The 26,051-nt window shown below is 34.3% G+C and carries 24 protein-coding genes; 21 read left to right on the top strand and 3 right to left on the bottom strand.

Going from position 1 to position 26,051, the window contains the following annotated elements:
- Positions 1 to 2: 2 nt before the first annotated feature.
- The 13 genes from rfbA (at position 3) to NST00_RS13995 (ending at position 11,661) form a co-directional block, all read left to right on the top strand.
- Positions 3 to 869: a glucose-1-phosphate thymidylyltransferase RfbA gene (gene rfbA / locus NST00_RS13935; protein ID WP_339289076.1), complete on the top strand. Its 867-nt coding sequence runs from the start codon at positions 3 to 5 to the stop codon at positions 867 to 869.
- Positions 866 to 1,945: a DegT/DnrJ/EryC1/StrS family aminotransferase gene (locus NST00_RS13940; protein WP_340710226.1), complete on the top strand. Its 1,080-nt coding sequence runs from the start codon at positions 866 to 868 to the stop codon at positions 1,943 to 1,945. The genes rfbA and NST00_RS13940 overlap by 4 nt, the downstream gene beginning before the upstream one ends.
- Positions 1,946 to 1,953: 8 nt before the next feature.
- Positions 1,954 to 2,976 (top strand): dTDP-glucose 4,6-dehydratase, encoded by a 1,023-nt coding sequence (gene rfbB / locus NST00_RS13945; RefSeq protein WP_016838001.1) that lies wholly within the window; start codon positions 1,954 to 1,956, stop codon positions 2,974 to 2,976.
- Between the two features lie 61 nt (positions 2,977 to 3,037).
- Complete coding sequence (locus NST00_RS13950) at positions 3,038 to 4,147, top strand: hypothetical protein (protein WP_016838002.1); 1,110 nt, start codon at positions 3,038 to 3,040, stop codon at positions 4,145 to 4,147.
- Positions 4,134 to 5,339, top strand: coding sequence for an ATP-grasp domain-containing protein (locus NST00_RS13955; RefSeq protein WP_016838003.1), 1,206 nt, complete (start codon positions 4,134 to 4,136; stop codon positions 5,337 to 5,339). The genes NST00_RS13950 and NST00_RS13955 overlap by 14 nt, the downstream gene beginning before the upstream one ends.
- The gene (locus tag NST00_RS13960; protein ID WP_016838004.1) at positions 5,336 to 5,845 is read left to right on the top strand and encodes a hypothetical protein; all 510 of its coding nucleotides are present in this window, start codon (positions 5,336 to 5,338) and stop codon (positions 5,843 to 5,845) included. The genes NST00_RS13955 and NST00_RS13960 overlap by 4 nt, the downstream gene beginning before the upstream one ends.
- A gap of 204 nt (positions 5,846 to 6,049) precedes the next feature.
- Positions 6,050 to 6,415 carry a flagellar protein FlaG gene (locus tag NST00_RS13965; protein WP_339289073.1) on the top strand — a complete coding sequence of 122 codons (366 nt, stop codon included), beginning with the start codon at positions 6,050 to 6,052 and terminating at the stop codon, positions 6,413 to 6,415.
- A gap of 26 nt (positions 6,416 to 6,441) precedes the next feature.
- Positions 6,442 to 9,018 (top strand): flagellar filament capping protein FliD, encoded by a 2,577-nt coding sequence (fliD, locus tag NST00_RS13970; RefSeq protein WP_340710228.1) that lies wholly within the window; start codon positions 6,442 to 6,444, stop codon positions 9,016 to 9,018.
- A 24-nt stretch (positions 9,019 to 9,042) separates the two neighbouring features.
- The gene (locus NST00_RS13975; RefSeq protein ID WP_016838007.1) at positions 9,043 to 9,402 is read left to right on the top strand and encodes a flagellar protein FliT; all 360 of its coding nucleotides are present in this window, start codon (positions 9,043 to 9,045) and stop codon (positions 9,400 to 9,402) included.
- A gap of 93 nt (positions 9,403 to 9,495) precedes the next feature.
- Positions 9,496 to 9,900 (top strand): flagellar export chaperone FliS, encoded by a 405-nt coding sequence (gene fliS / locus NST00_RS13980; RefSeq protein ID WP_016838008.1) that lies wholly within the window; start codon positions 9,496 to 9,498, stop codon positions 9,898 to 9,900.
- 319 nt (positions 9,901 to 10,219) lie between these two features.
- A complete protein-coding gene (locus tag NST00_RS13985; protein ID WP_016838009.1) occupies positions 10,220 to 10,624 on the top strand; it encodes a PilZ domain-containing protein in 405 nt (134 codons plus the stop codon).
- A gap of 108 nt (positions 10,625 to 10,732) precedes the next feature.
- Entirely contained in the window at positions 10,733 to 11,287 is a 555-nt protein-coding gene (hpf, locus tag NST00_RS13990; RefSeq protein ID WP_340710230.1) for a ribosome hibernation-promoting factor, HPF/YfiA family, read from the top strand.
- A 158-nt stretch (positions 11,288 to 11,445) separates the two neighbouring features.
- Positions 11,446 to 11,661: a hypothetical protein gene (locus NST00_RS13995; protein WP_168412662.1), complete on the top strand. Its 216-nt coding sequence runs from the start codon at positions 11,446 to 11,448 to the stop codon at positions 11,659 to 11,661.
- 443 nt (positions 11,662 to 12,104) lie between these two features.
- Here the strand turns inward: NST00_RS13995 and NST00_RS14000 are convergent, their stop codons facing one another.
- Entirely contained in the window at positions 12,105 to 13,448 is a 1,344-nt protein-coding gene (locus tag NST00_RS14000; RefSeq protein WP_016838011.1) for a hypothetical protein, read from the bottom strand.
- Between the two features lie 224 nt (positions 13,449 to 13,672).
- On the opposite strand from NST00_RS14000, the gene NST00_RS14005 reads away from it, so the two are divergent.
- The 5 genes from NST00_RS14005 (at position 13,673) to NST00_RS14025 (ending at position 17,577) form a co-directional block, all read left to right on the top strand.
- Complete coding sequence (locus NST00_RS14005) at positions 13,673 to 14,872, top strand: M20 metallopeptidase family protein (RefSeq protein WP_340710231.1); 1,200 nt, start codon at positions 13,673 to 13,675, stop codon at positions 14,870 to 14,872.
- A gap of 96 nt (positions 14,873 to 14,968) precedes the next feature.
- Positions 14,969 to 15,373 carry a carboxymuconolactone decarboxylase family protein gene (locus NST00_RS14010; RefSeq protein ID WP_016838013.1) on the top strand — a complete coding sequence of 135 codons (405 nt, stop codon included), beginning with the start codon at positions 14,969 to 14,971 and terminating at the stop codon, positions 15,371 to 15,373.
- Between the two features lie 23 nt (positions 15,374 to 15,396).
- Positions 15,397 to 16,269 (top strand): NAD(P)-dependent oxidoreductase, encoded by an 873-nt coding sequence (locus tag NST00_RS14015; RefSeq protein WP_016838015.1) that lies wholly within the window; start codon positions 15,397 to 15,399, stop codon positions 16,267 to 16,269.
- A 26-nt stretch (positions 16,270 to 16,295) separates the two neighbouring features.
- Positions 16,296 to 17,108 (top strand): DUF3100 domain-containing protein, encoded by an 813-nt coding sequence (locus NST00_RS14020; RefSeq protein WP_016838016.1) that lies wholly within the window; start codon positions 16,296 to 16,298, stop codon positions 17,106 to 17,108.
- A gap of 25 nt (positions 17,109 to 17,133) precedes the next feature.
- On the top strand, positions 17,134 to 17,577 hold the full coding sequence (locus NST00_RS14025; RefSeq protein WP_016838018.1) for a hypothetical protein: 444 nt from the start codon (positions 17,134 to 17,136) through the stop codon (positions 17,575 to 17,577).
- 261 nt (positions 17,578 to 17,838) lie between these two features.
- Here the strand turns inward: NST00_RS14025 and NST00_RS14030 are convergent, their stop codons facing one another.
- Complete coding sequence (locus tag NST00_RS14030) at positions 17,839 to 18,720, bottom strand: DMT family transporter (protein WP_340710232.1); 882 nt, start codon at positions 18,718 to 18,720, stop codon at positions 17,839 to 17,841.
- A 532-nt stretch (positions 18,721 to 19,252) separates the two neighbouring features.
- Here NST00_RS14030 and NST00_RS14035 point away from each other — a divergent pair.
- Positions 19,253 to 20,419, top strand: a complete 1,167-nt coding sequence (locus NST00_RS14035; protein WP_340710002.1) for an IS256 family transposase — start codon at positions 19,253 to 19,255, stop codon at positions 20,417 to 20,419.
- A 1,399-nt stretch (positions 20,420 to 21,818) separates the two neighbouring features.
- The gene (gene thiD, locus NST00_RS14040) at positions 21,819 to 22,649 is read left to right on the top strand and encodes a bifunctional hydroxymethylpyrimidine kinase/phosphomethylpyrimidine kinase (protein ID WP_340710234.1); all 831 of its coding nucleotides are present in this window, start codon (positions 21,819 to 21,821) and stop codon (positions 22,647 to 22,649) included.
- 63 nt (positions 22,650 to 22,712) lie between these two features.
- On the opposite strand, the gene NST00_RS14045 is transcribed toward thiD, so the two are convergent.
- Positions 22,713 to 23,138, bottom strand: a complete 426-nt coding sequence (locus NST00_RS14045) for a VOC family protein (protein WP_340710235.1) — start codon at positions 23,136 to 23,138, stop codon at positions 22,713 to 22,715.
- Between the two features lie 163 nt (positions 23,139 to 23,301).
- Here NST00_RS14045 and secA point away from each other — a divergent pair, with 163 nt between their 5' ends.
- Positions 23,302 to 25,806 carry a preprotein translocase subunit SecA gene (gene secA / locus NST00_RS14050; protein WP_016838028.1) on the top strand — a complete coding sequence of 835 codons (2,505 nt, stop codon included), beginning with the start codon at positions 23,302 to 23,304 and terminating at the stop codon, positions 25,804 to 25,806.
- Positions 25,807 to 26,051 lie beyond the last annotated feature (245 nt).

Consider the following 26,051-nt stretch of genomic DNA (forward strand, 5'->3'; position numbering starts at 1 on the left):
CAGTGAAAGGGATTATTTTAGCTGGCGGTAGTGGAACAAGATTATATCCTATTACAAGAGGTATTTCTAAACAACTCTTACCAATATACGATAAACCGATGATTTATTACCCACTTTCAGTATTGATGTTAGCTGGAATTCGGGAAGTATTGATTATTACCTCTCCAAAGGATTTACAGTCATTCCAGAGTCTGTTTGGAAGCGGTAAAAGTTTAGGAATGGAGATAACTTATAAAGTTCAAGAAAAACCAAGAGGGCTCGCAGATGCATTCATCATTGGGGAAGATTTTATAGGAAATGATTCTGTTTGTTTAATATTAGGGGACAATATATTTTTTGGACAAGGTTTTACACCTATTTTAAAAAAAGCAATTACTTTAAAAGAAGGGTCTATTATATTTGGTTATCAAGTAAAAGATCCTTCAAGATTTGGTGTAGTCGAATTTGATGAAAATAAAAACGTTATTTCAATTGAAGAAAAGCCAAGTATTCCAAAATCTAATTATGCAGTAACTGGATTGTACTTTTATGATAACGATGTCATTCAAATAGCAAAAAATTTAAAACCTTCCGCTAGAGGTGAAATTGAAATAACAGATATTAATAATGAATATTTAAAACGTAAAAAACTCCAAGTTCGATTACTGGGCCGCGGTTTTGCATGGTTAGATACCGGTACTTTTGAAAGTCTTCTAGAAGCAAGCCAATTTGTTGAAACGGTGCAAAAAAGGCAAGGGTATATGATTGCTTGTTTAGAAGAAATCGCAATGAACAATGGATGGATTGATGTGCCAGAAATAACAAGTCCTCCTAAGAATTCTTACGACCAATATGTATTAAGTTTAATCAAAAAGGACGATAAAAAATGATTAATGTAACCAAACCGTTCCTCCCTCCACAAGAAAAGTATACAAACTTAGTTAAAGGCATTTGGGAAAGAGCTTGGTTAACAAATAATGGTCCGCTGGTACAAGAACTTGAAATGAAATTAAAACAATACTTAAATGTTTCTTCTTTACACTATGTTTCTAATGGCACAATAGCATTACAACTAGCGATTAAAGCATTAGATTTATCTGGGGAAATTATTACAACGCCTTTTTCTTTCGTAGCAACAACAACAGCAATTTTATGGGAAGGATGTACTCCTGTTTATGTTGACATCCGTCCAGATACTTTATGTATAGATGCAGATAAAATAGAAGAGGCAATCACAGAAAAAACATCAGCTATTCTTGCAACCCATGTGTACGGAATCCCTTGCGATGTTGAAACTATTAATCGAATTGCAAAAAAATATAATTTAAAAGTTATTTATGATGCTGCTCATGCTTTTGGAGTGAAATATAAAGGAGAGTCCATTTTACAATATGGGGATCTGTCTACTTTAAGTTTTCATGCTACTAAAGTTTTTCATACAATTGAAGGCGGCGGAATTGTAAATAATGTTGGACCAGATATTGATATGTTTATAGTGCAATTAAAAAATTTTGGTCAACAAGATAATATACCGATAGTAGAAGGAATTAATGGGAAAAATTCAGAGTTCCATGCGGCAATGGGGATATGTAATTTAGAATACATAGATTTAAATTTAATAAAGCGGAAAAAGTTAAGTGAAATGTACAATAATTTGTTAAATCCTAGCCTTCAAGTTTTAAAAATTGGTAATGAAGTAGAGTATAACTATGCATATTTTCCAATCCTTTTTGAAAGTGAAGAATTGTTATTAAAAGTTAAAGAGTTATTACAAGCCAATAGTATTCAATCAAGAAGATATTTTCATCCTTCATTAAATAACTTACCGTATATTCAATCTAAACATAATTGTCCGATATCTGAAGATATTTCGAAGCGGGTTCTTTGTTTGCCATTATATGCAGATTTGGCTATGGAGGATGTTCAAAAAATTGCATCTATAGTTAACTCTGCAATTGAAAGGTAGTGAAAAATATGAATTTACTCGTAACAGGGGGAGCAGGATTTATTGGATCGAATTTTATTATTTATATGTTAAATAAGTATCCCGAATATAAAATAGTTAACTTAGATTTATTAACATATGCGGGAAAACTAGAAAACTTAACGGAAGTTGAAAATCATCCAAATTACGAGTTTGTAAAAGGGAACGTATGTGATCGAGAATTAATTGAGCATTTATTTCAAAAATATCAATTTCAAGGAGTTTTCCATTTTGCTGCCGAATCCCATGTGGACAACTCAATAAAAAATCCTGGTGCTTTTGTAGAAACGAATGTGAACGGAACATTTACCGTTCTTGATGTAGCACGAAAATATTGGATGGATTCACCAGGAAAAGTAAAAAACGAATTTAAAAATGCTCGATTTCACCATATATCAACAGATGAAGTATTCGGTTCCTTAGGCGATGAAGGATATTTTAATGAAGAAAGTCCGTATGCTCCAAATAGCCCATATTCCGCTAGTAAAGCTGCTTCTGATATGTTAGTCAGAAGTTATTTTCGTACATATGGAATGAATGTTGTAATAACAAATTGTTCCAATAATTTCGGCCCAAGGCAGCATGATGAAAAATTAATTCCAACGATAATTAGAAAAGCTTTAGCGGGAGAATTAATTCCTATATATGGGAATGGGTTGAATGTGAGAGACTGGTTATTTGTAGAGGATCATTGTACAGCAATTGATGTCGTCTATCATCAAGGAAAAGCAGGAGAGTTATATTTAGTTGGCGGAAATAATGAAAAAACAAATATCGAAATTGTTGACACTATATGTGAAATTTTAGATAAAGCAGCATTTGATAAATTACAAGCCTTTGGCATAAAGTCATTTAAATCTTTAATATCTTTTGTAGATGATCGAGCAGGGCATGATTATAGATATGCTATCGATTCAAGTAAATTAAAAAATGAACTAATGTGGATTCCGAGAACAAATTGGTATAAAGGATTAGTTCAAACTATTGATTATTATTTAAAGAAAAACATTTAATTGTATGTTCAAATATATTAAGGAAAATTGGTTGCGCAAACAATATTAAGTGGGGATTATTATGAGTAATAAAAAAGGAGTATTACTATTTTCTGGATTTAATCCAAGAGCGATATTAGCGTTTTTGCGGACATTAGAAAAAAATAAGTTTGAAAATTACTTTATTATAGCCAAGTCAAAAGATGATGAATTATTTAAAACAAAATATAAAGATAAAATTGTTTACACTAGGGAAAGTTTAAAATTAGATATTGATTTAACTATTACTATTATTAAGGATATTTTAAATAAAAATAAATTAGAAGAAATTGTCATCATTCCTAGTTCTGAGGCAATCAATAGATTTTTATTAAAATATAGGAAAATGTTTGAAGAAGTCGGTGCAATAATACCACTAGTTGATGAAAATTTGTATATTGATATTTCCGATAAAGAAAATTTTACAAAGTGCTGTTTAGAACAAGGGTTAAAAGTACCTTCTCATATTGAATTTCCTAAAACCTTTGAGAATGTATTCGTTGCAAAACCTAAAAAGTATGAAACTAATGATGGAAAGATTTACTCCCCAGTTATTATTGAGAATGAAAGTGATTTTGTTAATTTTATTAAAAAGTATCCATTAAATGCATTTTATTATCAAGAGTATGTCGAAGGCAGAAGCATATATTTACTTTACTATTTCACAAAAGACGGACAGGTTTATAAATTATCTCAGGAAAACTATTTACAACAATATGGTGGCAAGTCGATAATTGCAGCCGAAATTTCAGATTTCCATAAAAATAAAATATCATCGGATTATGAGAAACTTTTTTTGAGTAAAAAGTTTTTTGGCTTGGTAATGGTTGAATTACGGTTGAGACAAAATGAGTTTATTATGATTGAGGCGAATCCAAGATTGTGGGGGCCATCTCAACTATTTGTGGATGCAAGTTATAATTTCTTTGAAATATTCTTAAAAGAATGGTCAATTTTAGATATTGATATTAATCTAAATAACCCTATAAAAGCAAAATATTTTTGGTCTGAAGGGTTACTTTTGGATCAAAAACATAATAAGAGTCCAATGACCTTTAATAATAAATTTAATTTAAATAGCCTTCAAGATTGGATTCAATTCGACTTATATAACCGGGAAGACACAAAGGAGATTTTTAATGAAAGAAATTAAACAAAATTATTCAAACAGTGTTTTAGTTTCTGTCGGCGCTGGTACTAACCAATTACCTTTTATTAAAGCAGCGAAAAAAAGAGGAATTAAAGTTGCCTCGTTTGGAAAAGGGAAAAATAATAGTGAAGCAATAGAGCTTAGTGATTATTTTGAAGAAATAGATACTTCTAATTTTGATGAAGCAATCAATTGGTTAAATGCTTTGGATGAAAATATTATAGCTGCTGGTTCTTATGCTGGAGGAAGGGCTATTAAAACATTGTTAAAAATTACGAATCTTTATAATTTACCTACAAAAGTTCCTAATGACTTAATCATCGGAATGGAAAAAGAAAAACAGCAACAATTATATTTAAAATTTGGGCTTTCTCAAATTAAAACCTATACTATTAATGATATTAATAAGAATTTAGAATTATTAAACGATGAAACACTTTATGTTTTAAAGCCTTCAATTGGAAGAGGATCAGCTGATGTATTATTTATTGAAGGAAAAAATTTAAAAAATAAAATTTTAAACAATGAGGTTCAAGCTTCTAATGTTGTGCAGGAAGTAAGTTTCGGCCAGGAATATCGTGTATTATTAATTGTCCAAAATAGTGAAATAAAATTATTAGCACCGCTGAAAAGAGAGAATTTTAAAAATACATTTTTTTTAGGGAAATTGTATTTTTGCAAAGATAGTTTAAATTATAAAAGAATAGTAGAACATGCTAACAAATTAATAAAAGAAATGAATATAGTTAACTCTATCATTAAATATGACATTATCGTTGAGGAAAATAAGATAAACTTAATTGAAATGGATATCGGTGTTGGTGGAGGGATTTATTTTAAAACTTTTATTTCTAAAATTTTTAACATTGATTTGACTGAATTATATTTAGATTTAATTTGTGGTTTTCCAATTGATGTTTATTTGCCTAAAAATACAAATTTGATGATGACTTACGTATTTAATGAAACAAATAAGAAAATTACATACGATGTTGAAGAATGTAGAAATGAATTATCATTAAAATTTGGTCATGTTGAATTATTAGTTAATCAATTAAGACCTGAGAATAAGAATAGTTTTGAATCCAATGCAGACTTTATTTTTACAGTAATTCATGAAAATGATGAATCGGATGGTAATCAGTGGATCATTAATGATTTTGTTAATGAACATTTGTTTAAGGTGGAAAAATGAAAGTTGTAGAAAAAGAGGAAAAGTTTCTAGTTGAAGTAATAGAAAAAAAGGAATTATGGGACAAAGAATTTCTTATTTATCAATGGTACTTAAGTGCAAGTTATGAAGAAAATACAAAGATTAAAGTGATTTTCGACTTTCAAACTTTAAAAGCCAAACTTGTACAAGTTAGTAAAATAAGATTAAATGATAATCTATTTGAAAAAGAAATAAAATACTTAAATAAAGATGAAGTGAATTTTTTTGATTTAATAGGGTGTTCATTTGTTGCAAAAAGAAGATCCATAAAAAACAATATTTTTTTGGATAAATTTATTAGGTCCAACGGGTTATGCGACTATTTATTAGAAATTGAAGATGAAGGAGTAATAACAGACAATATTATTCTACTAGAAAATGTAACAAATGATTCGAATTATTATAATCAAAATCTATGTATAGAATTTGATGAGTTGGAATTAAAAACATTCTTAACAATTTTCGATTGCTTCGAATTTTATAAATAATAATTTTTATTATTAGCAGTATATACAATCATCGAATATAGAAAAAATACAGCAGAAATTTCCATGGTTTGTTGGGGATTTCTGCTCTTTATTTTTAATTTTATAATCGTGCATTTATGGAAATTAGTATAAATTTTGCTCAATCAATCCGATATAACTATTAGTAAATAAACTTTTTGCTCGGTTAATCAAGGAGGAGTACTTATGCGCATTTCTTCACAACCAGCTATAGATACTTCAACAGTTGTTAAAGCTGTTGAAAATGCATCAGATGATAAAATCAATAAGCACGGAAGCAATGAGTCATTGGTTATTGATAATAATATAATCGGTAACGAAGAATCTACAAAAGAAAAAATAAAACAAGCAGTAAAATCGATGAATGAATTTTTAGAAATCAATCATAGAAGTTCTAGATTTGTTTATCATGAAGGTTTGGAACGCTACTACATCACGGTAATTGATCAGGATACCGAAGAAGTAATAAAAGAAATTCCGCCAAAAAAATTGCTTGATGCTTTCTATGAAATGCAAAAACTTGTTGGAATGATTGTAGACGAAAAAATTTAACGGGAACATATTAGGGAGGTTTTTATATGTCACAACTTCGTATCGGTGGATTAGCTTCTGGTATGGATATAGATGCGCTAGTTGAAAAACTAATGCAAGCAGAGCGCATCCCACTTGATAAATTACAACAACAGAAACAAATTTACGAATGGACTCGCGATGCCTATCGCAATGTGAATAAAAAATTACAAACTTTTGATACTTATATTGCGGATAATTTATTGCTAAAAAGTTTCAATACGAAAACAGCCACTTCCTCAAATTCTAGTTTAGTCGAAGCTACTGCAACTGGTTCAGCTGCAGGAACTTTGACAATTGAAGGGGTTTCTCAATTAGCTTCGGCTGCTCGTGCAGTAGGCGGGCAAGTAAATGGGATTGGTACAACAACATTAGGAGATTTATTTGCGAACAGTGGTGTTACAGTAAGTCAAAATTATATAGAAATTCGTGCCATTCAAAAGGACGGTACATTAGCTGCTAAAGCTACAAGAATAGAATTTACAGAAAATATGACAATTGATCAATTCGTCAGCAAGATTAATAGCAGTGCTGCAGGTGTTAGTGCCGTGTTCGAAAATGGACGGCTTTCTATAACTGCAAAAAACACTGGTGATGTAAAAGGTGGAGCAGAAATTGTTGTTGACTCTGGTCAAGAAGTTTTTGCAGCATTTCAATTTGCTGACACAACAAATTTAGCTGATAACGGTAAAAATGCCATTTTTCAAGTTAATGGTATAGCTACAGAAAGAGCATCCAACTCATTTAGCATTTCTGGCTATAACGTTACGTTAAAGTCCACTTTCAATAGTGTTCAAACAATCGCTGAAAAATATATTGCAGCTCAAAAAGAATTGGAATTAGCTGGTATTAACTTAACAAATAAAACTAATCAGTATAATAATGCCAAAGATGCTTATTATGGTGTTGGTGCTACAGAAACACCGAGTTATACGACTGCGCATAACAATGCATATAAAGTTGCTTTTGGAAATACACTAACTCTTTCAGAACAAGAACTCTTTAATAAACTCGGAAGTGCATTTTGGAGAAAATTATCGGATGATGAAATTAATTTCATTTTAGAAAATAAAGATGATTTAAAAACAGCAATCGAAGCAAGTGATTATACGAACCTAAAAGCTCTATCTGATGATAAGATTCAAATTTTAGCTGATTTATCTGAACAAGAATTAGTAGATTATAGATTACATGCAAATTATCAAGTTTATGGTACAAAGTTAAAAGATTTTGATGCAGCAGCAATTGCCGCTATCCAAAACTTTGCTTATGATAGTAATGACGACTTAACGACAATTCATGAGAATATTGATAATAACCCTGAATTTAGCGATGAAGTTAAAAAGGTGCTTAAATCTCTATCTAAAGATGATTTAACGAAATTACTATCCACTTCGCCAAGTACGTTAGAGATTTATCACCAAAAAGCTCAAGCAGATGATTTGAAAACAAAATATAGCGCTCTTGGTGATTCGTTCTTTAATAATTTATCTGCCTCTGAAATTGAAACAATTAGCAATATCGATTTTACTCAAGAAGATGCAATTTCATCCATTACCGATGAAACTTTGCGCAATAAACTAGAGAAGCTAACTGAAAATCAAATAAAAGCATTAGATAGTTTAACAGAGGAACAATTAAACAATTTTAAAAATTTAGCGGAACAAAACATTATTAGAAGTAATTATGTTAAAGCAAATTCTGAATTAAATGCTGCTCAAACTCGTTTAACGAATGCACAAAATACTTTTGATACTGCAAAAGAAGATGCACAAAATGCCGGTATATTAAATGGTGATGATATAGATGAAGATGCTTTAATAGGTGCGCCAACAACAAGTCCGGTATCGATTACATCTACAACCAACGTGGATGACATTATTTCTAAAATAAAAGATTTTGTAAACACATATAATGGTTTAATCAAAGAATTAAATGATTTAATTAAAGAATCAAAATATAGAGATTACCCACCTTTAACTGAAGCCCAAAGAAAAGAAATGGATGAAAAAGAAATTGAACTTTGGGAAGAAAAAGCTAAAAGTGGTCTACTGCGCAGCGACTCGATTATTCGAGAAGGTATTTCTAAAATGCGTGCATTATTGTATGAATCAAATCCGGCAGTTTCCAATCCAAAATATAATACACTCTTTAGCATCGGAATCACTACTTCTAAAAATTACAATGATGGTGGTACTATTGAAATCGATGAAAACAAACTTCGCAAAGCTTTAGAGGAAGATCCGGATGCTGTGGCAGCGCTATTCACAAATTATGGTAAAAAAGACGATACTATCATTGAAAATGGCTTTGAAAAAACAGTTGATACTCGTGGATACTTACAAAAACTCCGCGAGGAAATGACAAATATCAAAAATAAAATCGAGAAAAAAGCTGGCCGTACTACAATGACTGCGAATCAGTATACTCTTGGTAAAACTTTAACTGATATCGAGTCTCGTATCAAAACTTGGAAAGACAAGCTTATTACGATTGAACAACGCTACTGGAAACAATTCACTGCGATGGAGCAAGCTATCAATAAAGCAAACATGCAAGCAAGTTTATTCATGCCTCAATATTAATGATTGAAAAGGAGTTGATATTACATGGATTTAACAAAACAATTATTACAAGTTTCTGCTAAGCTGTATCAACTCCTTTCCGATATTCCAAAAGGAGAAGAACGAGACGATTATATAGAAAACATCCATCAATTGTTGGATGAACGGGGAGAAATCATCGACTCTTTAAAGCGTCAAGGATTTCAAATTCAGCCTGAATTAAAAGATCATTCGATGCTAATGCAATTGGATGAAGGAATTCGAAAAAGACTTCAGCTTGTTATGGATGCAGTGAAAAAGGATTTAAAAGATTTGCAAAATGTGAAAAAACACGAAAAGCAATATTCAAACCCTTATGCGAGCGTACAAGTGATGGACGGCATGTATTATGATAAGAAAAAATAATAGAGAGTCACTAAAAATGAAGTATCTTCTATGATAAAATGATAGTAAAAAACTCATAGGGTTTTTTACTTAGCGATTAAAGGAGTGTCTTATATGACATTACATAATAACGCATATAATGCGTATAAACAAAACAGTATCAATACAGCTTCCCCTGGTGAACTGACATTAATGCTTTACAATGGATGTATTAAATTTTTGAATTTGGCTAGAAAGGCAATTGAAGAAAAACACATTGAAGAAAAAAACACTAATTTACAAAAAGCTCAAAATATCATTAACGAACTAATCGTTACACTCAACATGGATTACGAAATATCAAAACAAATTCTTCCATTATATGAATATATGAATCGACGCTTAATTGAAGCAAATATCAAAAACGATGTCGAAATCGTTGATGAAGTAATCGGATTGGTTACGGAATTCCGTGATACTTGGAAAGAAGTTATTAAACTAAATCGCCAACAACAATATCAAAATGTGCAGCAAGTGTAGTCGGAATTTACTAATCATTTGGATCTTAAAACGCCTTACACCCGAAATATAAGGTTGTAAGGCGTTTTTTATTTAATAAAGTCGCTAAGTATATTGGAGTTACGTTATTCGCTATTCAGTACTATGAATTTTTCAAGCGATAGGTACAAATATCCTCAAAGTTAAGGGCTTTTTTATTATCAATAACGCTTTACAATAGTTAAAAAATCGTCACAAATTTTTGTGAAAAATATTAATTCTTATTGTGGATATTTTCTTTTCATTAACGATATTTATAATAAGAAGAGTTTGGCAGGACTGTTAATTTGGGGGAATGAATATGATATCTAAAAAATATAAGCGCAAAGAGGCGTTTCGATTCGTTTTTAATCAACCATTAGATGCACAATTTTCTGTGCTTGTAAACGGACGTCGGATTGATAGTGAGATGCATCCATGTAAAATTATTGATATTAGTCCTCGGGGAATGAAAGTGTATACGAACTCAGATATTTCTAAAATATACAACCTTCCTCCTGAATCGTTGCAGTTTCAGATGCATTTTGTTTTGGATATTACAAGAATTCAAGCTATTGGTTATGTACGTTGGAGTAAACCTTTTGGTATGGGTGCTCATTTTGGATTGCAATTTAAAAATCAACCAGATATTGAAGAATTGATTATTAGCGAAATGAAGCGCCGGAGAAGAAAAGAAGTTATTTCAAAAAAATATATCGGTTTTTAAAAGGTAAAAAATTTGTCGAATTCCTAAAAAGAATACATAGTTTCTAGAAGGAATTTGCAAACTTATGTAGAATATAATTTACATAGGGTCAATAAAGGAGGAGTTTACATGTTAAACTTTAACATTCGCGGTGAAAACATTGAAGTAACTCCAGCTATTCGAGATTACGTCATCAACAAAGTTCAGAAAATTGAAAAGTTTTTCAACGAAGGTGTCAATGCTTCTGCCAATGTAAACTTGAAAGTGTATAATGATAAGAAAACAAAAGTGGAAGTAACCATTCCGTTAAAAAACTTAACGCTTCGTGCTGAAGAGCGCCATGAAGATATGTATGCTGGTATTGACTTAATTGTAGATAAACTCGAACGACAAATTCGTAAACATAAAACAAAAGTCAACCGCAAACTTCGTGATCGCGAAGGTGTAGGCGTTTATTTCGCTAATAATGTTACTCCGAATAACAATGATAGCGGCAAAGATGAAGATTTTGAAATTGTTCGTACAAAACAGTTTGACTTAAAACCAATGGATGAAGATGAAGCCATTCTCCAAATGAACTTGCTCGGGCATGACTTTTATGTTTATACAGATGCGGAAACAAACAATACAAACATCGTATACAGACGAAAAGACGGAAAATACGGTTTAATTGAAACAAATTAATTAATAGACCCCTATTCCCCTCTGCTTTAGGCAGGGGGAATTTCCATTTTCGCATGTAGAAAGCATTTTATACAATGGTAAGCCCTCAAACGACGCATATCAATCGATCGTACCTCCCTGTAAGATAGAGTTATCGATTACAGAGGAGGTGTTTTTGTTTGGCAGTTGAAAAACTAAATATCGTTCCTGTCAATTTGGAATCCGATTCTGATTCAACTCCACCCTTAACGATTCGTGGTCCTCTCAAAAATAAGGAGTTATCTATACAAGTTGAGAAGCAATTTGCCCGAGCAAGGTGTTTTTCTAATCCAGCAATGGAGCTAACCACACGATTGAACGAATACCGAATAGATATATGGAGTGGATCTAAATAAGAAAAAATTGTAAGTAAAAACCGAGAAATCACTTTAGTAAAGATAAGATAATAGTCAAATTCAAAGAGATAATAGCCAACTCGGCCGAGATAATAGTCAATCTAGGTAAAATAATAGCCAAAGCCAAAAATTTGCTCCAGCAGAAATGAAATAATAGTCAAATTCAAAGGGATAATAGCCAACTCGCCGAAGATAATAGTCAATCTAGGTAAAATAATAGCCAAAGCCAAAAATTTGCTCCAGCAGAAATGAAATAATAGTCAAATTCAAAGGGATAATAGCCAACTCGGCCAAGATAATAGTCAATCTAGGTAAAATAATAGCCAAAGCCGAAAATTCGCTCCAGCAAAGAGAGGATAATAGTCAAATCCAATAAGATAATAGCCAACCTGCCCAAGATAATAGTCAACCCAGGTAAAATAATAGCCAAATCCGAAATCCAATCACTCTTCCGTCAATTTCAGTTCGTATAGCTTTCTTGGTCTACCTCTTCCAGGAGGTTGTTCTTCACCTATTACTTTCGCAAATCGATAGCTTTCTAATGTGTGTAATATTCGATTGGCTGTGCGCAATGATATGTCAAATGCTTCAGCAATTTGATGGCTTGTTATATATGGATGTTCTTGATTTTGAATAAGTGAGCGTAATTTTGAAATTGTAATGGCACTTAATGAAGTCTTCTTTGCAATATCTTGTAAATGACGATTATTCAAATGCGTTGAAAAGGAAAGGGGTTCTACTTCTTCACTGTTTAATGGCCCTATAATGCTGCCATTTTGATATGCTAAGTATGTGGTCGAAGTATGCTTTGCTTCAGCAAATTTTAACGCACGATTTGCATAAATTTCAGCACGGGCTGCATCATTTCCAACACCGATACCGATCGAGATTCTCGTTCCTAAAATTTCCTCAATCTCTTTTGTAAAAGGGAACACTTTATAATTTTTGGTAAGTTCTTTTAAAATTGATTGATTTGTATAAAGTATGGCTTTGAAATCGTTTTCGAAAGTGAGTGACATTTCATATTTCTCACAAAAATTAATAATGGCTTCTTGGAACTTTAATTTTTGCTTATAAAATGTATATCGATTTTTTGGACGGCGATCTGCTTCGTGCCATTTGACTAATATGGCAATGGTTTTGAGCTCATTGCTAATTAATTGTTCTAATTTTGCGATTAATATTTCGGTTGTCATTGAGATTGCAGCGTAAGTTGGTTTAATGCGCATCACTGGAACTTGGCGTTTTTGAAGTTCATAGGCAACACTTGTCAAACAAGTAATTGCATATTTCGTTTTTCCTTTCCGGTAATATTCTTCGTGAATATTTGCCCAGTGTTCTGTTGTATAGGAAGTATCGCCATGAATTAGAAAATAATGATCGGGCGATAAATCGATTTCCTCAAGTGCAACTTTAACCTCTTTTTCAGCTAATAAGTCTATGGAAAAAGGTGTAAATAAATTAATATCCCCTTGTTTTTTGCTTAACAGTTTATAAAGACATAAGTATAGAGCGGAGCTATCATAACGAATATGTAATGAGATAGGAGGGATTGTTTTCAGTCGAGGAACAATTTCTTCACGATATATTTCATAACCAATTGGCCCCATAAAACATAATAAATCGCATTTTTCGACAAAAGAGAGCTCTAATTTCTTCGTATCCTCAAATTGATTTACAATTGAAAGGTTAATGGATACATTGAGCAAGTTTAATTCCTCTAGCTGTGTTTTAAATTTTGTTGCAAGATCTTCTGGTCCGACTATTCCAATATTGTATACAACCATTACTTCTCCCTGCCTCAAATATGCTTTTAGAAAAATTTTATAAGAAATATTTGCTTTTTACAATGAGATTTTGACTAGTCAATTTTTAGTATTTCTAAAATACTGAAAATTGAATATTTACAAATAATAGAAAATGTGCTAATTTGTTCTTAATATTTTTAGGACTATTTATCAACCTGTCCATAAATATATTACTCTTTTGACTCTGGATAGGAGGGAGTCTGATGAACCAAACCATTTTATCTTCTGATTTAATACAACAATGGATAGAAGATGAGTTTGATGAAATTATTGAATTGCGTAAGACTTTACACAAATACCCTGAAATCGGATTTGATTTACATAAAACATCTCAAATCGTAAAAAACTTTCTAAATAATTGTGGTATAGAAGTGCAATCAGGATATGCGAAAACTGGAGTGGTCGGCATATTAAAAGGTGGGAAACAGGGGCCGGTTATTGGATTGCGCGCGGATATGGATGCATTGCCGATTAAAGAATGTACAGGGGTAGATTTTGCATCACAACATGAACAGGCAATGCATGCATGTGGACATGATATGCACATGGCCATGTTACTCGGTGCGGCGAAAATTCTTTCAAAATACAAAGATCATATTGCTGGAACAATTAAATTTATTTTTCAACCGGCAGAAGAAATGTTGGCTGGTGCGAAATATATGATACAAGATGGTGCATTAACTAATCCGAATGTGGATTACATTTATGGCTTTCATGTGTGGCCTGATCTACCAATTGGAAAAATAGGTTTTAAGAGTGGGCCATTAATGGCGAGCATGGATACATTTGAAGTGGCACTGACTGGTCAAGCTGGTCATGGAGCAGCTCCACATCAAGGAATTGATGCCATTGTTGGCAGTGCCAATATTATTGCATCTTTACAAAGTGTGATTAGTAGAGAAATAGATCCGGTAGATTCAGCGGTGATTACGATCGGGAAACTGGAAGCTGGAAATGCCTTTAATATTATTCCAGAAAAAGCTGTATTTAAAGGAACTGTTCGAACGTTGAGTGATAAGACAAGAAAAGATATTCAAAAAAAGTTTTTGAGAATTATTTATGGCATGAGCAGCGCGTTACGTCTTGAGGCAGATATCATATACAACTTTGGCTATCCCGTTACAAACAATACAAAACAATATGTGTTACATGCCCAACAATTAGCAGAAGCATTATTTGGATCGGATGCTGTAGAGATATTAGAAAAGCCAAGTATGGCAAGTGAAGATTTTGCTTACTATCTTGAGCATGTGCCGGGTGCATTTTTGTTTTTAGGTGTTGGAGATGATGAAGGGGGTTCCTATAAACTCCATCATGAGAAATTTTTACCTAATGCAGAAGCGATGAAATTTGGCATTGCTTTATATATTGCATTAGCTACAACGCCATTTATTAAAAAATAAAACGGGTTTTTTATTGCATGAATTCATATAGGAATCATGCCTAACAGAGCATGGAGACGAATTAGTCCATTTCAAAAATATCGCGGGGTGTTGTGTGTGACGATAGAAAAATTTAAAGAAACGTTTAGAGAAATGTATAAAGAAGGGTTTAAAGCAAGAGAGGAAGTTTTAGGCGAGGAAAATGTCCAACAGTTCATTAGGAATACGAATGAGTTTAATCGTTCTTTTCATGAACTGGCTATGCAGTATTGTTGGGGAGAAATATGGAATCGCCCAAATCTCGATCGAAAAACGAGAAGTTTAATTAATATAGCATTGTTAACAGCATTAAATTATCAACACGAACTAAAAATTCATTTGCAAGGGGCTATCAATAATGGCTGTACGAAGGAAGAGATAGAGGAGGTCTTCTTACAATGTGCCGTTTATTGCGGCATTCCTGCAGCAGGAAATGGGATTGCGACAGCACTCGAATTTTTTAAAGAAATAGAAAGTAAATAGTTTCCATTCACGGGGGGATGTGTGTGAAGATTGGAATAATCGGCTGCGGACTTATGGGAAAAGGCATTGCCTACAACTACATTCAAAATAAGGATGACGTATATATTTACGATACAAATCCACAAGTAAAAGATTGGATCCAAGAAAATGAGGGCATTGCAGTTGATTCTCTTCAACAATTAGGGGAGAAAGTGGAGTTCATTATTTCATCGTTACCGACAGTTGAAGCCGTAAAAGATGTGTATTTAAATGCATTATTAAATGTGTTAAAACCTGGTTCTGTAATTGTAGATATGAGCACAACAGATGCTGGCACAGCGATAGAAATCGCATCGATTTACAATGAAAAAGGAATGTATTTTTTTGACTCACCAGTAAGTGGTGGGCCTAATGGAGCGAGAAATGGCACATTGACATTGATGGTTGCTGGTGATCAAGAGAAGTTTAATGAAATTCTTCCTATTTTGCAGGTTGTAGGGAAGGACATCATTTATTTAGGGAAAAACGGAAACGGCCAAATTGCAAAACTTTGTCATAATATCGTCGTTGCATCAACCATTGCAAGCATTGGGGAGGCATATACAGTTGCATCAAAAGCTGGCTTAGATTTAGAAAAATTAGAAGAAATCCTTTCAAAAGGAAGTGCTTCAAGAGTTCTTGCAGTTTTTGGAGACAATATTTTAAAGAAAGCGTATGACAATGTTTTGTTTAGTTTGGACCATATGCATAAGGATGTTTCTCTCTATACAAAAACAGCTGCAGAGTTACAAGTTCCTGTTTTATTGGGAGCACAAACGTATCAACTTTTTGAAGCTGCCAAATCTCAAGGACTTGGTAGCAAAGATACAACTGCAGTTTGCCAATTTATTGAAAATTTGGTTTTATCAACTACGTAATTATTGAGCTTTAAAGGAGTGAAATGATGAGGGAACTCTTAAACTGGAAAATCCATGCATTCGTATTTGTATTAGTATGTATTGCTGAATTTATTGGGGTAAAAAGTTTAAACATTGGAGTTGGAGCGATTGCCTTCTTCCCGATGCTGTATGCGTTAATTTTGGGAGCAATCATTAGTTTGCCAAGATTTAAAATTTTATCCGATAAAGAGATGGATATTGCTTCAAAAATATTGGGAATCTCCTTTATGTTATTCGTTGCAAAGTTAGGTACGTTGATGGGGCCTTCTATCCCGCAATTATTAGATGCTGGGTTAACATTAACGTTGCAAGAGGTAGGTCACTTTTTAGGAACGATTGTATTCGGTTTACCTGTTGCTCTACTAATTGGGATGAAAAGGGAAGCAATCGGTGCGACATTTTCCATCGACCGGGAACCGAATTTAGCGATTATAGCAGAAAAATATGGTGCAGACTCTCCTGAATCTCGCGGTGCCATCGGCGTTTATATTTGCGGAACATTATTTGGAGCACTCTATTTATCTTTACTTGCTAGTTTAATAGCAAGTATCGGCTGGTTCCATCCAATTTCTCTCGCGATGGGAGCTGGGGTAGGATCCGGTAGTATGATGGCTGCAATGACCGGTGCATTAGCCATTATTTTCCCAGAAGCTAGTGATGATATCGCAGTGTTTGCTGGGGCTGCTAACTTAATTACAACGATTGTTGGTACGTTTGTATGCGTTGTTTTCTCTCTACCATTTACAAATTTCTTATATAAACATTTGGAACCAATCTTGGGGAGACGTTCAAGAATTCAAACAGATGGTGAAAATTAATTGAGCTAAGTGGGGGTACACATATATGTTGGATAAAACATTAACGTTCATATTGATTGGAATCATTGCGATAGTAGGGAACTGGATTGGATATGGTGTCTCTCCAATTGATGCTTTACCTGGAATGATGATTATTGCGGCAATTACGATTTTAGGTTATGCCATTGAAAAAATTGTTCCATTAAAAATTCCAGTAGTTATTTGGGTGTCCGTTATTGCGTTATTTGTGACTTCAGCGATTTTCCCTTGGCAACAAACAATTGTAGATGCCACAACGCAAATTAACTTTATGGCGTTAGCAACTCCAATTTTAGCTTATGCGGGTCTATCATTTGGAAAAGATTTAAAAGAATTTAAAAAGCTCGGCTGGCGAATTGTTGTCGTATCACTTTTTGTGTACACGGGAACTTTCTTGTTAGCTACATTGATTGCGGAAATCGGATTTAGATTAACGGGACAATTTAAATAGTATTCAATAGTTTATTTTGCTATAGATAACATGAATTTTATTGAAAGGAGATGATATGGAAAAGGTAAATTTTTCAGTGGTTGGATGAAGAAGTAGTAATAGCGGTGTTGAAATTGGTGTTGAGGCATTTTAAAGTGGTTTTTATTTGAAGTTTGTTATTCTTGATTATATGGTGTTGAAGAGGAATAGAGATGATTAGCGAAGGTGTCCAAATCAGGATGCCTTCGCTATTTTAATAAAACAGCACTATTCTTCCAAAGTTTAAGTTTTTTCTTTTTGTCTATTTACTAAATAGATGCTTGATCCTACTAAAATCATGCCGATAAATAAATTTTTTGTAATGGCTTCATTCAAAAAAATTGTACTGACAACCACTGAAATAATAGGTACTAAAAAGGTGTAGGAACCGACTTTGCTTGCTTCACCTTCATTCATTAATTTAAAATAAATCACTTGCCCCGCGGCCATTCCTGCTGTTCCGCCCCAAATAATGGTACTGATTAAGTCAATGTTCCAAACGATGGCATTGATATTTTCAAAGAAATATCCTAAAACAAGTAGCGATCCCCCACCGAGTATCAATTGCATAACGACCATCCAATAAAAGTCGACTCTGGATTTTAATTTTTTGACAAATACGACTCCACTTGCCCAAGCAAGAGCTGTGGCGAGGGCGAGTGCAACACCAATGGCAGAAAGGTGGATAATTAATCCATCAATGCTTACAAGCACAATCCCGATAAATCCAAGCACTAAGCCAAATATTTTCGTAACGGTCATATCTTCATTCAACAACCACCAAGATAAAATGCCCAGAATAACTGGTTGAAAGTATACTAGTACAGAAAATAATCCACCTGGCAAATACACCATGCCAACTGTTTGAAGTCCCAGGTAGAGAATGTTATTTAATATTGCTGAGATTACGTAAAACTTCCAATGTTCTTTAAATTTCAAGAGATGCCGCATTTTCCAAGCAAGGGTAAACAAAATAATTCCTGCGATAAATGAACGGATTCCAGCAAAGATGAGTGGGGGCATGAAGTTAACGCCATGTTTATAGATAGGCCAGCTAACTCCCCAAATGATAATTAACAATGCAAGAAGTAAATAGGAGACGAGCGGATTCTTACTTTCTGTCAATGAGCAACCTTCTTCCATGATGTAATTAGTTTTTGGAGTGAGGTTTATGAGTTTATTAGAGGAAATTAATACTTGAATTGTGTTTTATAACTTTATCTGAGGCAACTAAAACCTCCAAATGATGAAGAACTCAGCTTAATAAATCGAATTTATCAAAATTTCTTTCGCATGATTTGATAAGCATTTTTCTGAAATACGTAATCCAGCTGTGCCCATTAGTATATGTTGAGATGCAGTAGTAGGTGCTTAGTGGGTAAGGTCTTTTGAAGAGAATTGCTATTAAAGGATGAATGATTTGTGGTTGAAATGATGGCGTAAACGATTTATTTGTTTGGCAAACATTTACGTGAAAGTGGCTAATATCAAGGTGAAGTTGGCCAATATCGATTAGAGATTGACTTATATCTTAATCGCAGAAGCAGGAAATTGATAGAGTCCATATAATTGTGTAAAAAAGAAAAGAGCCATTTTCCTCCTCTTTTGCTACACTGTTTTCAGACCCAATAAAAACAAATAGAAAGAGGATGAAAAAATGACTCTATTAAAGTTTAACCTAAATATGGACCTTTTAAAAGAATCAATTATCAATTCGAATCTTGATTCTGTTATCAAATCAGCGATTGTTTTAATTCTGAATGAATTTATGGAAAAAGAACGAGATGACTATCTTCAAGCTGCTGCTTATGAACGTTCTCCCGAACGTCGTGATTACCGGAATGGCTATTATGAACGTGATTTAATGATGAGTATTGGAAAGATTCAATTAAAGGTTCCAAGAACTCGCAATGGAGAGTTTTCAACTACCGTGTTTGAAAAATATGCACGTTGTGATCAAGCTTTCGTTCTTTCTATGCTTGAGATGGTCGTGAATGGGGTGTCTACTCGAAAAGTAACGAAAATCGTTGAACAGCTTTGTGGAGAAAATGTCTCCAAATCATTCGTATCATCTTTGACAAAACAATTAGATCCAATTGTCAATGAATGGGCCAATCGCCCTCTAAATACTACATACTATCCTTACATCTTTGTCGATGCTATGTATATTAAAGTTCGCGAAGGTCATAGTGTAGTGTCTAAAGCGGCTTATATCGCGACAGCGATTACCGATCAAAATAAACGTGAAATCCTTGGTGTTCATATTGACCACGTTGAAAGTGCGGAGAGTTGGAGTCGTTTCTTCCAGCATCTAAAATCAAGAGGATTACAATCCCCTAAACTTGTGATTTCAGATGCGCATGAAGGGTTACGAAAGGCCATCCAGCGTGAATTTGTCGGGACTTCTTGGCAAAGATGCAATGTTCATTTTAAACGTAATATCATTGACAAGTTACCTAAAAAAGATACTGCTGAATTCCGAACAATGTTGAAACGAATTTTCGAAGCTGTCACGATTGAAGATATGCGTCAATTTAAAGATGAATTGTTTGAAAAGTTTAGTGACCAAGCACGATTTGAAAAAGCATTGAAAATTCTAGATGAAGGTTTCGAAGATACAATTCAATATATGAATTTTCCTGAAAAAATTCGTCCTCATATTCGCAGTACGAATACCCTTGAACGGTTGAATCAAGAGGTTCGTAGAAGAGAAAGAGTGATCCGAATTTTCCCTAATACGCAATCAGCTTTTCGTTTGATTGGCGCTGTCTTAATGGATTACCAAGAAATCTATGATCGACGAAAAAATCTATCAGGTAGATAATCATTCACTATTTTTCACGCGCATCTTCCATTATGGGATGATTCCATATTCGCAAAGAGCTGTCAAAGTGAAAAGAGCCTTTGACAGCCCTTTACGAATATGGATAGAAAACCCCATGGAAGTTGCGGCTAAAAAATGTGGGAGGGGAATGGAATCAAAAACTGCTATATTTGGTTTGATTCCACTTACGCTACTTTAATCGGATTTGGAAACAGTGTATAAGAGTTTTTACACAATTATCGGGACTTGACTAGGAAATTTTTCGAATGGCAAATATCTTTCCGAGAATGGCTAATATTTCGGCGAAGTTGGCCAATATCGAATGGAGATTGACTAATATCCTAATCTCAGAAGCAGGAAATTTTTCGAATGGCAAATATCTTTCTGAGAATGGCTAATATTTTGGTTAAGTTGACTAATATCGAACAGAGATTGACTAATATCCCACTCGCAGAAGCAGGAAATTTTTCGAATGGCAAATATCTTTCCGAGAATGGCTAATATCAAGGCGAAGTTGACTAATATCGAATGGAGATTGACTAATATCCCACTCGCAGAAGCAGGAAAATTTTCGAATGGCAAATATCTTTCCAAGAATGGCTAATATTTTGGTTAAGTTGACTAATATCGAACAGAGATTGACTAATATCCCACTCGCAGAAGCAGGAATTTTTTCGAATGGCAAATATCTTTCCGAGAATGGCTAATATCAAGGCGAAGTTGACTAATATCGAACAGAGATTGACTAATATCCCACTCGCAGAAGCAGGAAATTTTTCGAATGGCAAATATTTTTCTGAGAATGGCTAATATCAAGGCGAAGTTGGCCAATATCGAATGGAGATTGACTAATATCCCACTCGCAGAAGCAGGAAATTTTTCGAATGGCAAATATCTTTCCGAGAATGGCTAATATCAAGGCGAAGTTGACTAATATCGAACAGAGATTGACTAATATCCCACTCGCAGAAGCAGGAAATTTTTCGAATGGCAAATATTTTTCTGAGAATGGCTAATATCAAGGCGAAGTTGGCCAATATCGAATGGAGATTGACTAATATCCCACTCGCAGAAGCAGGAAATTTTTCGAATGGCAAATATCTTTCCGAGAATGGCTAATATCAAGGCGAAGTTGGCAATTATCTAATTAAATTTGGCTAATATCTCACTAGTAGCAGTTGTATTTTTCGATAGATGGGTAATTCTAATCCTACTTTGCTTACTACAAGTATTTTCTTGAATCCCGCAAGCATCTTCATAAGTTTGAATTCAAACACGTAGTAAGAATCTCCCGCAACAAATCTGACCCCAATCAAATTGCTTATTCTGATTATTTCCATTCATCTTATAAAAAGCTTAAAATCAAATATAAAGCTTGGTATTAAAAGGAGAAAAGGACATGACAATAGCGAAAGTATGTACAGTTGCAGGTGCTGCAGCTCGCAGTGGTGCCGGCATTCAAGCGGATTTAAAAACTTTCCAAGAGCTTGGGGTGTACGGTTTTACGGCTATCACTGCCATCAATGCAAAACATCCAAACAAAGAAAAAAGTTTATTCATTCAACCTTTAGATGCAATTGAAGCACAACTCCTCATTATCAATGAACAAGAGGATTTAGATGCATTAAAAACGGGAATGCTTTTCTCAAAGGAAATTATCGAACTTGTTTCCGATTGGTTGGCGACAACTAACATTCAAAATATCGTGGTAGATCCGGTAATGTTCGGTAAATTCGGGTCTCCTTTACTTGATTTTGATGCAATGGAAACGCTAAAAACTAAACTGATCCCTCAAGCAACAATTATTACACCAAACATGCCGGAAGCAACTTATTTACTTAATGGACAAGAAATTACATCAGTTGCGGATTTGCAGGATGCAGCAAGAGATCTTTTAAAACTTGGTCCAAAGTATGTTCTTGTAAAAGGAGGACGTTTAGAAGGACCAGCTATTGATGTATTGTATGATGGTCATAAAATGATAAAATTGGAAGCTCCACGAATCGATACAATCCATACAAATGGGGCAGGCTGTTCATATTCAGCAGCAATCACAGCGGAACTGGCAAAAGGAAAATCAATTGAGGAAGCAGTGTTCAATGCGAAAAAATTCGTTACTGCTGGTATAAAACGCTTCATTCCATTTGAAGTGGTACCGGGGATGATTGATCACCGTGCCTATAAGTTGTACGATGAAGATGAGGTTACGATGACGAAAGTTGAAATATAATGGAGTGAATGAAATAGGCAGCGTATGTTGATTTACTTTCAACATTAGACTGCCTTTTCTTCTTTATTGGTCTTTGCTTTCGTGATTGAATTGCCAATTTACTCCGAATTTGTCAGTTAGTGATCCGTAAGCTTTGCTCCAAAACGTTTCTTGTAGTTCCATTTCCACTTTGCCCCCTTCTTTCAACATCTCAAATGCCCTTTTCATAAAATTCAAATCATCATCAATGAAGGCGACAGTAATATTATTGCCTATTGTATAAGGGTTGCCTGGAAATGTATCGGAAAACATTAGTCGACTGCCACGTACGTTTAGATTAGCATGCATAATTAGATTTTTTGCTTCTTCCGGCATGTTAAACTCTGAATTGTCTTGGTAAACTTCTCCGTACGTTTGTATGTAAGGCTTCTCCGTTTCAAACACTTTTGCATAAAACTCTATCGCTTCTCGACAATTCCCATTAAAAATTAAATAAACTTCTAATGCCATAATTGATCCTCCTTATCATTTACTGTTATATCATTAGCCGTTTTTTCCAATAATTAAACAAGATTTTTATTATGATTCTGATAAATTAAAGGCGTGTATTTGCACCATTATACTACCAATGATAAAATGAAAGTTAAGACTGAATGGGAAGTGAATGTTTTCAATGGTAAATATTTTAAATAAATTATTTGATTTCAACAAAAAAGAATTGAAGAAATTAAATAAAATTGCTGACCAAGTGGATGCATTAGCACCACAAATGGAACAGCTTTCTGATGAAGCACTTCAAAATAAAACAGAAGAATTTAAATCTCGTTATCAAAACGGTGAAACTTTAGATGACTTATTACCTGAAGCTTTCGCTGTTTGTCGCGAAGCTTCCCGAAGAGTGCTTGGCATGTATCCTTATCGCGTGCAAGTGATGGGGGCGGCTGTACTACATGATGGTAACATTGCTGAAATGAAAACCGGGGAAGGGAAAACGTTGACTTCCACAATGGCGGTTTATTTAAATGCCCTTACTGGTGAAGGCGTTCATGTTGTGACAGTCAATGAATATTTGGCAAAACGTGACGCTACTGAAATGGGTAAATTATATGAATTTTTAGGCCTATCCGTTGGGCTCAATTTAAATAGCTTGACGAAAGAAGAAAAGCGCGAGGCTTATGCAGCGGACATTACATACAGTACAAATAATGAACTGGGCTTTGACTATTTGCGCGATAACATGGTGCTTTATAAAGAAGACCGTGTGCAACGCCCATTAAACTTTGCCGTTATTGACGAGGTGGACTCGATTTTAATTGATGAAGCAAGAACGCCATTAATCATTTCTGGACATGCGGGTCGTTCGGCAAAACTTTATGTGCAAGCAAATGCCTTTGTTCGCATGTTAAAAAAGGATGAAGATTACACTTACGATGAATCGACTAAAGGGGTTACGCTTACAGAAAGCGGTATGACGAAAGCGGAAAAAGCTTTCGGAATCGACAACTTATATGATTTGGCTCACGTTCGTTTGCTTCATGCAATTAATCAATCCTTAAAAGCCCATGTTTCAATGCAAAGAGACGTCGATTATGTTGTGCAAGATGGAGAAGTAGTGATTGTTGACAGCTTCACTGGCCGTTTAATGAAAGGTCGTCGTTATTCAGATGGTCTTCACCAGGCGATTGAAGCAAAAGAAGGCGTGGAAATCCAAAACGAATCGATGACAATGGCAACCATCACATTCCAAAACTACTTCCGTATGTATAAGAAATTAGCTGGTATGACAGGTACAGCAAAAACGGAAGAAGAAGAATTTAGAAATATTTATAATATGAATGTTGTTGTCATTCCAACAAACAAACCAATAGCCCGTATTGACAAACCAGACCTTATTTTCGCAACAATGCAAGGGAAGTTTGAAGCTGTTGTAAAAGATATTGCGGAACGTCACGAGAAAGGGCAGCCGGTTCTTGTTGGTACTGTAGCGATTGAAACGTCTGAAATTATTTCAGAATTGTTAAAGAAACATAAAATTCCACACAACGTATTAAATGCAAAGAACCACGAACGAGAAGCTGAAATCATCGCTCAAGCTGGTCAAAAAGGTGCTGTGACGATTGCGACGAACATGGCTGGTCGTGGTACGGACATCAAGCTCGGTGAAGGTGTAAAAGAGCTTGGCGGACTTGCAGTAATCGGTACAGAACGTCACGAATCTCGCCGCATTGATAATCAGTTGCGCGGTCGTTCCGGACGTCAAGGAGATCCAGGGATTACTCAATTCTATTTATCCCTTGAAGACGATTTAATGCGCCGCTTCGGTTCAGATAGCATGAAAGCCATGATGACGAAACTTGGGATGGATGATTCCCAACCAATTCAGTCAAAAATGGTGTCAAAAGCGGTGGAATCTGCACAAAAACGCGTAGAAGGAAATAACTTTGACGCTCGTAAACGTTTGTTACAATACGATGAAGTGTTGCGTCAACAGCGTGAAGTCATCTATAAAGAGCGGAATGCTGTTTTAGAATCAGAAAATATGCGCGAAGTTGTGGAACACATGATTCGCGAATCAATTGAAAATATAGTCCATACGTATACTTCTGGAAATAAAGAAGAATGGAACTTTAAAGCAATTGAAGATTATATTAAAGCAAACCTTCTGGATGAGGGAGATATTACTGTAAATGATCTTCATGGTAAATCACCGGAAGAAATGATTGATTACATCTTTGCTGCTGCAATGGCTCGTTACAATGAAAAAGAAGAACAATTGACGCCAGAACGTATGCGTGAATTTGAAAAAGTTATTTTACTTCGTTCCATCGATACGAAATGGATTGACCATATTGATGCAATGGACCAACTGCGTCAAGGTATTCATCTTCGTGCTTATGGTCAAACAGATCCGCTTCGTGAATATGAGCAAGAAGGATTTGCGATGTTTGAAGAGATGATTGCTGCGATTCGTGAAGATGTCACGAAGTATGCAATGAAAGCCCAAATTCGCAATAACCTGGAGCGAGAAGAAGTGGCGAAAGGTCAGGCAGTGAATCCGAAAGAAGAGGAAAAACCAAAACGCCAGCCGATTCGTAAAAAGCAAGACATTGGTCGAAACGATCCATGTCCATGCGGCAGCGGCAAGAAGTATAAAAACTGCCATGGTGCAGTATCTTAATTCATTTTCTCTCATCATCTCTTTTGAAAGTTTTCTACAAAACCGTTGTCACCCTTTTTGATGGCACGGTTTTGTTTCGCGATTTGGTAAGAGACTTACTTCCATATTAAATGATTCTGTTTATTTGTATTGGGGTGCAAGGTAGGTTCGAACATTCTCTATTCAATTGAGTAAGATAAGTTTGCCGACCTTCTCCCGTTAAGTCATTTTATTTCTTCAAATCTAATTAAATTGGAGGAGCTTTT

This window comes from Ureibacillus sp. FSL K6-0165 (assembly GCF_038004285.1).
Classification (GTDB): Bacteria; Bacillota; Bacilli; order Bacillales_A; family Planococcaceae; genus Ureibacillus; species Ureibacillus thermosphaericus.